Origin of the sequence: Streptomyces sp. NPDC007901 (genome assembly GCF_042959465.1) — a bacterium.
In the GTDB taxonomy this organism is placed as follows: Bacteria; Actinomycetota; Actinomycetes; order Streptomycetales; family Streptomycetaceae; genus Streptomyces.
Map to the genome: position 1 here is coordinate 1 of NZ_JBIBKW010000069.1, position 5,624 is coordinate 5,624.

Annotated in this window: 6 protein-coding genes and 1 pseudogene; 5 read left to right on the plus strand and 2 right to left on the minus strand. The window is 64.7% G+C overall.

Annotated elements, in window-relative coordinates; genetic code table 11:
- Window positions 1–1,072 precede the first annotated feature (1,072 nt).
- From ACFZDK_RS55440 to ACFZDK_RS55460, 5 genes are all read left to right on the plus strand, one after another.
- On the plus strand, window positions 1,073–1,549 hold the full coding sequence (locus ACFZDK_RS55440) for a 6-carboxytetrahydropterin synthase (RefSeq protein WP_390986953.1): 477 nt from the start codon (window positions 1,073–1,075) through the stop codon (window positions 1,547–1,549).
- 40 nt (window positions 1,550–1,589) lie between these two features.
- Window positions 1,590–2,213: a GTP cyclohydrolase I FolE gene (gene folE, locus ACFZDK_RS55445; RefSeq protein WP_390986956.1), complete on the plus strand. Its 624-nt coding sequence runs from the start codon at window positions 1,590–1,592 to the stop codon at window positions 2,211–2,213.
- Window positions 2,214–2,226: 13 nt separating this feature from the next.
- Window positions 2,227–2,697, plus strand: coding sequence for a deaminase (locus tag ACFZDK_RS55450; protein WP_390986963.1), 471 nt, complete (start codon window positions 2,227–2,229; stop codon window positions 2,695–2,697).
- Between the two features lie 24 nt (window positions 2,698–2,721).
- Window positions 2,722–4,074, plus strand: coding sequence for an FAD-binding protein (locus ACFZDK_RS55455; RefSeq protein ID WP_390986966.1), 1,353 nt, complete (start codon window positions 2,722–2,724; stop codon window positions 4,072–4,074).
- A gap of 105 nt (window positions 4,075–4,179) precedes the next feature.
- A complete protein-coding gene (locus ACFZDK_RS55460) occupies window positions 4,180–4,365 on the plus strand; it encodes a DUF6368 family protein (protein WP_390986969.1) in 186 nt (61 codons plus the stop codon).
- A 120-nt stretch (window positions 4,366–4,485) separates the two neighbouring features.
- Here ACFZDK_RS55460 and istB read toward each other — a convergent pair whose 3' ends face one another.
- Window positions 4,486–5,259: an IS21-like element helper ATPase IstB gene (istB, locus tag ACFZDK_RS55465; RefSeq protein WP_390986972.1), complete on the minus strand. Its 774-nt coding sequence runs from the start codon at window positions 5,257–5,259 to the stop codon at window positions 4,486–4,488.
- Window positions 5,256–5,539, minus strand: a pseudogene (locus ACFZDK_RS55470) (IS21 family transposase); the annotation flags it as partial. The gene istB and the pseudogene ACFZDK_RS55470, both read right to left, overlap by 4 nt.
- Window positions 5,540–5,624: the final 85 nt, after the last annotated feature.

Genomic DNA, 5,624 nt, shown 5'->3' on the forward strand with positions numbered 1-5,624 from the left:
CACGTCGCGATGATCGACCTCATAAGCCGACGACTCACGAGCGAATCCACCCCGAACTGGCGCGACACCTGAACCTCGAACCAAACAACCTCGCCGGGACAAAACACTCTTTCAGTCAGCGGTTCAACCTCTGGCGAGGCCCCGTCCGGTCGTTGACCGGGTCCAGCCTCCCGGCTTCTGAACCGATCAGGACGGACTCCCGTTGTGCCTCACGGACGGACGGGGCGGCTCCAACGGTGCAGGTCGGCAAGCGGCGAAGTTCGTGAGGCGGTAGGTATCGGGAAGCCGCACTCCAGGCGACATCTCGCGTGATGATTTTGCTGGATATTCTGCGTGGAGGGGAAACATGCTTGGCATGCGCCTCTTGGACGAGTGCCTGGCGAGCGGTGATGCCGGTGTTCGCCTGACCGCCGAGTTGCTGGGCTGGCCTGCCAGCGGCGACGCAGCCGCTTGCTTGGTGGTTGGTGGATATCAACTCCCTTATAGGAATGGCGTTTTCGGGCTATTGGCGCTGGTTGGGAGCTCCTCGGCGTGTTCGCGGGGAGCCTGCCGGTCACCCACCTCCTGCGTTCCGTTCAAGCGCGGCCGAGCCGCACTGGAACGGAGGAACGCCCAGTGTGGAACACCGACTTGCCTTGACCGGAGCCCAAAGTGCTGACGGGAGTCTCTGATGACTCATGCTCTGACGGTTGATGCCGAAAGATCCTCGGTCTGGGTGGAGGAGCGACTGCCTGGCTACCACAATTACCCGGAGGCGCCGCCCTCCCGTGCCCATCTCGCCAGTCGGCATCGGCACGTATTCCGTATCCGCGTGGACGTCATGGTCCGCCACGACGAGCGGGACATCGAATTTGCGGACCTGTCCGAGCAGCTGCGGCAGTGGTGGGGGCCGGGTGAGCGAGAGCTGGGCTCGGCGTCGTGCGAGGCCGTGGCACGGGAACTCGGGTGTCACCTCTCCGCAAGGGGGGTTCCAGTTCTAGAGACCATGGTGTCGGTCGTGGATGAGGGTGGTGCCAGGGTCGTATGGAGTGTATCCGACTAATTCGAATGACAGCCCCTCATGGAGGCATGGATGGCGTATGAGATATCCGTCCGCCACAATTTTGAGACAGCTCACCGGCTACCTCATATCGGTGGCAAGTGCCAGAACCTTCACGGCCACTCCTGGTGGTGTGAAATCACGGTTACCGCGCCGCGTGCCGAGAGTGGCACCGTGGTCGAGTTTGGTGACTTCAAAGCCGGGATCAGGGCCTGGATCGACCGCTGGCTCGATCACGGGACCATGCTTGGCGCTACCGATGTTCTCGTCGACGCCCTCGCCAATGAGAAGTGCAAGCTCTTCCGCTTCGGATCAGAGGGAGATCCAAGCGACGCCGAGGAGCTCGCGGTAGATCTGCAGGCCCCTACCGTCGAGAACGTCGCCGAGCTGCTCTTCCGCGTGGCCAAGGTGACCTTGGAATCCATACCCCACGCCGACGGCGCGTCCATCTCCCATGTCAAGGTTTCCGAGACGCATGTTAATGCTGCCTCGTACCGTGTCATTCGCTGAAACACGGTATGCGACAGGGAATTCATCTCAGGAGGGCAGTATGACGTCATTGGCCAACGACCCGGCGCTAGGCATTGGACCGGCCGTGAGCGGCCCTGTGAGCCTTGTCGGCAACGAGGAGCTGCGGATCGATGAACTCGTGCGGGAACTGCTTGGTCTCATAGGTGAGAACCCGGACCGAGAAGGTCTGCGGAAGACTCCTGAGCGCGTCCGAAAGGCGATTCGATTCCTCACGGAGGGATATGAAACAAAGATATCCGACGTCATAGGGGACGCGATCTTCGACGAGGATGTACACAATCTGGTGGTCGTTCGCGACATCGAGTTCTATTCGCAGTGTGAGCACCATATGCTGCCGTTCTTCGGGCATGCACACATCGCTTACATTCCGACAGGGCGAGTCGTCGGCCTCTCCAAGATTCCACGACTGGTTGACGTATTCGCCCACCGCCTCCAAGTACAGGAGCGCCTCACCGAACAGATCGCGGAAGCGATCGATCATGCTCTCGACCCGGCAGGGGTCGGCGTCACCATCACTGCATCCCATATGTGCATGATGATGCGAGGAGTGGAGAAGCAGCTGTCGTCCACCTACACCTCTGCCTTTCGCGGGCTGCTTCAGTCCGATCCGATACGTCGCTCCGAATTCCTGAACCTGATCTGAGAGCGGAGCAGCGATGTTCAAAATCGCTGAGGACGCGCGCTTCATGCGCGTGGCGCTTGCCCAGGTGCGCGTCGGCGCACGAGCCGGACAGATGCCCTTCGGAGCCTGCGTCGTCGTGGACGGGAAACTCGTCTCGGCCGAACACAACACAGTGTCCACCGATCTGGACGTCACACGGCACGCCGAGGTTAACGCCCTCCGACAAGCCTGCCGGGCACTCGGCCGCATCGATCTGGTCGGCGCTACGGTCTTCACGTCGTGCGAACCGTGCCCGATGTGCCTGGCAGCGTGCTTCTGGGCAGGCGTCTCCCGGATCGTCTACTCGGCACGCGTAGCCGACGCCGAAGCCGGGGGCATCCGCCAACTGGCCAACGCCCCTCAGCACCTGGAAGCCCTCGCCGCGGCGGGTATCGAAGTCGTCGGCGACTTCCTCCGGGACGAGGGCAGGGCTGCCTTCGCGGAGCAGGAGACGGCCGGTGCCTGATGGCTTGAGGAGACTTCGCGCGTCATGACCGACATGTTCGTTCCCCCAGGTAGCCGCGGCCGGGAACTGCGGCGCGGAGAGGTCGGTTACGAGGCCGCGCGCTGCGATGCCGTGTGGAACGCACGAAAGCCCGGACGCTGGCCGGACACCATCGTCCTGGCCATGTCCGAGCGGGACATCATCGTCGCTGTGGACCATGCTCGCGACCGAGGCATGAGAGTCGCCCTCCGCGCGGGGGGCCACAGTCTCTGGGGCTCGGCGCTCCGGGAGTCCGGGGTGCTCATCGACATCTCCCGGATGCGTGACCTATCGATCGACCTGCGACATTCGACGGCTACCGTGGGACCCGGAGTCACTGGGCTGGATCTGATCCAGGCCCTGGCCGAGCACAGGCTGGCCTTTCCCGTAGGGCACTGCCCCACGGTAGCCCTGAGCGGGTATCTCCTCGCTGGCGGGCTCGGATGGAACCTCGGCACGTGGGGCCCCGCCTGCTCGAGCCTTGAGTCGGTGCGGCTCGTCACCGCACAGGGCGAGTTGGTCTCGGCCGATGCCCACCACAATGCCGAGCTCTTCTGGGCGGTTCGCGGTGCCGGAACCGGATTCTTCGGAGTGGTGACCAGCTTCACAGTACGGCTGTACCCCGAGCCGGAAGCCATCCGCTCCCGCTCCAAGAGCTTCCCGCTATCAGACGCCGCGGCGGTGGGAGTCTGGCTGGAAGAGGCCGCACCGGACCTGCCACCATCGCTGGAGCTACGCGTCGTGGTTAGCCCGAGCTCACCCAGCAGGCCCGGCAGCCTGGAGGTCTGGGCCGCCGTGTTCTGCGACTCGGCCAGCGAGGCGGACGACTCGCTGCGGCTGCTCTTCGACCGCCAGCCGGCGGGGAGCGAAGTCGTGGGAGCCATCCACGCGACGGAAACGCTGAGCGGCCTGCTTGAGGCCAGCTCACCGCTCCTGCCGGAAGGCCGACGATACAGCGGCGATGCCCTATGGTCCGACGCTACTTTGGGAACCTTGCTGGAATCAGTCGCCCTGGCAGCGGCCGACGCGCCGTCAGAGCACTCGGTGATCCTCGTCTGCCCCTCACCACCCACTCTGCAGAGCCACATGCCCGACGCCGCCTTCTCCGTGACGGGCAAGACCCTGGTGCTTCCGTACGCGGCTTGGGAGGACAGGACCGCCGACGACCAGAACCGACAGTGGCTCAGCGACCTCACCAGCGGCCTCAAACCGTTCACACACGGCCACTACGTAGGTGAGGCGGACCTGGTGGGCGATCCGTCCCGCAGCGTCCGATCGTTCGCGCCCGCGCACTGGCAGAAGCTGCAAAGCCTCCGGGCTACCTACGACCCGCAAGGGCTTTTCTACTCGTTCCCCTGAACCTCTGAATCCCTGTGACCGCGGGCGTGCGGCAGCAGGGCGGCCCGAGTCTGTCAGGTAGTGGTCAGTACGTAGGTGTGTGGGTGTGCAAACTAGGCTTCCTGCATGTCTGGTCCGACATCGGTGATCGAGTTGGCGGAGCCGCTCTCCCCGGCTGCGCTGCTGGAGTTCCGCGCGTTGATGGTGGGGCTCTCCTCCCACTTCGACGAGAAGCGGCCCGGGTTCTTCGACGTCAACGTGTCCGCAGAGCTACCGGGCGTAGGGGGCAGGCGGGAGGAGGACTGGCGATAGCCGTTCCCGCTTCCACTCCTCGTCAGAGGACGTTCCGGTTGAAGACCTGATGTGTGGACGTTCACGTATTTCCCCGGGGCTGAGTTCACGTAATTCCCCAGCCCCGGGTGCGGGTGGCGGCTACTTGACCGACGGTTTGGTGGGCTTGTCAGTGGGGTTCCTGGGGCGCTTGTTCGGTCGGTAGCTGGGGCCGTTCATGATGACCTGGTGGCTGGTGTTGATGAGCCGGTCGAGGAGGGACTCGGCGACGACGGGGTTGGGGAAGAGGGGATACCAGTCGCTGGGCGCCCGGTTGCTGGTGATGATCAGGGACCGTCCCTGCCGCTCGCTGACCAGTTCGTAGAGGTCGTCGGCGTGGGCCGCGGAGAGCTGGCGCATGGCGAAGTCGTCGAGGATGAGCACGTCGGGCCGTACCAGTTCGCGGACCCGTTTCTCCCAGGTGCGGTCTGCGTGGCCGTCGGCGAGTTCGGCGAGGATCCGGCTGGTCTTGGCAAAGCGGACGTGGGCGCCCTGCCGGACAGCGAGGTGGCCCAGCGCCTGAGCGATATGCGTCTTGCCCACCCCGACCGGGCCGAACAGAATAACGGACTCACCCGCATGCAGCCAGCGCAGGGCACCCAGGTCCCGGATCTGGGCCGCCGGCAGCTTCGAGGAGGCGGTGAAGTCGAATTCCTCCAGAGTGACCTGCTGCTCGAACTTCGCCCGCTGCAGCCTGCGTTGGAAGGCGACGGTCTCGCGGCGGGTGATCTCGTCCTGGCAGAGGACCTGGAGGAAATCGAGGTGGCCGAGTTCGCCGCCGTGGGCCTGGGCCAGACGGGCATCGAGGGTCTCCAGCATCCCCGACAGCCTCAGAGACTTCAGTGGCTCGCGCAGGGCGCTGTCCATCACGCTCATCGTGCCGCCACCTCGTCTTCGCCGTGGACCTGGTCGTCGCGGTTGTCCTCCGGGGTGTCCGGGGGCGTGACGGAGCCGAAGAGCCCTTGCGGGCCGTGGAGGAAGGCCGCGGCCCCTGCATCTCCGCTGGTCTCGGGCTCGGGATCGGTCTCGGTGCCGGCGACGAGGATGCCTTGATGGTGCGATAGGACGGGTCACCGACCGTGATCGCTCTCGCGCAGGCGGCCTCCAGGCGCGTGTCGCCGTACTTCTTCCGCAGCCCGAGAACCCCTGTCGGCGACGGCTGAAAAGTGGTTCTGGATCACTTTTGGTGCCGGAGCAACGGAGGGTCACCACCTCCGCGATCATGAGCGGTCGTGACCCAC

Bases quoted from the DNA above. Each gene is read 5' to 3' on its own strand.
- ACFZDK_RS55440 (WP_390986953.1), top strand. From the start codon at position 1,073: ATGGCGTATGAGATATCCGTCCGCCACAATTTTGAGACAGCTCACCGG.
- folE (WP_390986956.1), top strand. From the start codon at position 1,590: ATGACGTCATTGGCCAACGACCCGGCGCTAGGCATTGGACCGGCCGTG.
- ACFZDK_RS55450 (WP_390986963.1), top strand. From the start codon at position 2,227: ATGTTCAAAATCGCTGAGGACGCGCGCTTCATGCGCGTGGCGCTTGCC.
- istB (WP_390986972.1), bottom strand. From the start codon at position 5,259: ATGAGCGTGATGGACAGCGCCCTGCGCGAGCCACTGAAGTCTCTGAGG.
- ACFZDK_RS55455 (WP_390986966.1), top strand. From the start codon at position 2,722: ATGACCGACATGTTCGTTCCCCCAGGTAGCCGCGGCCGGGAACTGCGG.
- ACFZDK_RS55460 (WP_390986969.1), top strand. From the start codon at position 4,180: ATGTCTGGTCCGACATCGGTGATCGAGTTGGCGGAGCCGCTCTCCCCG.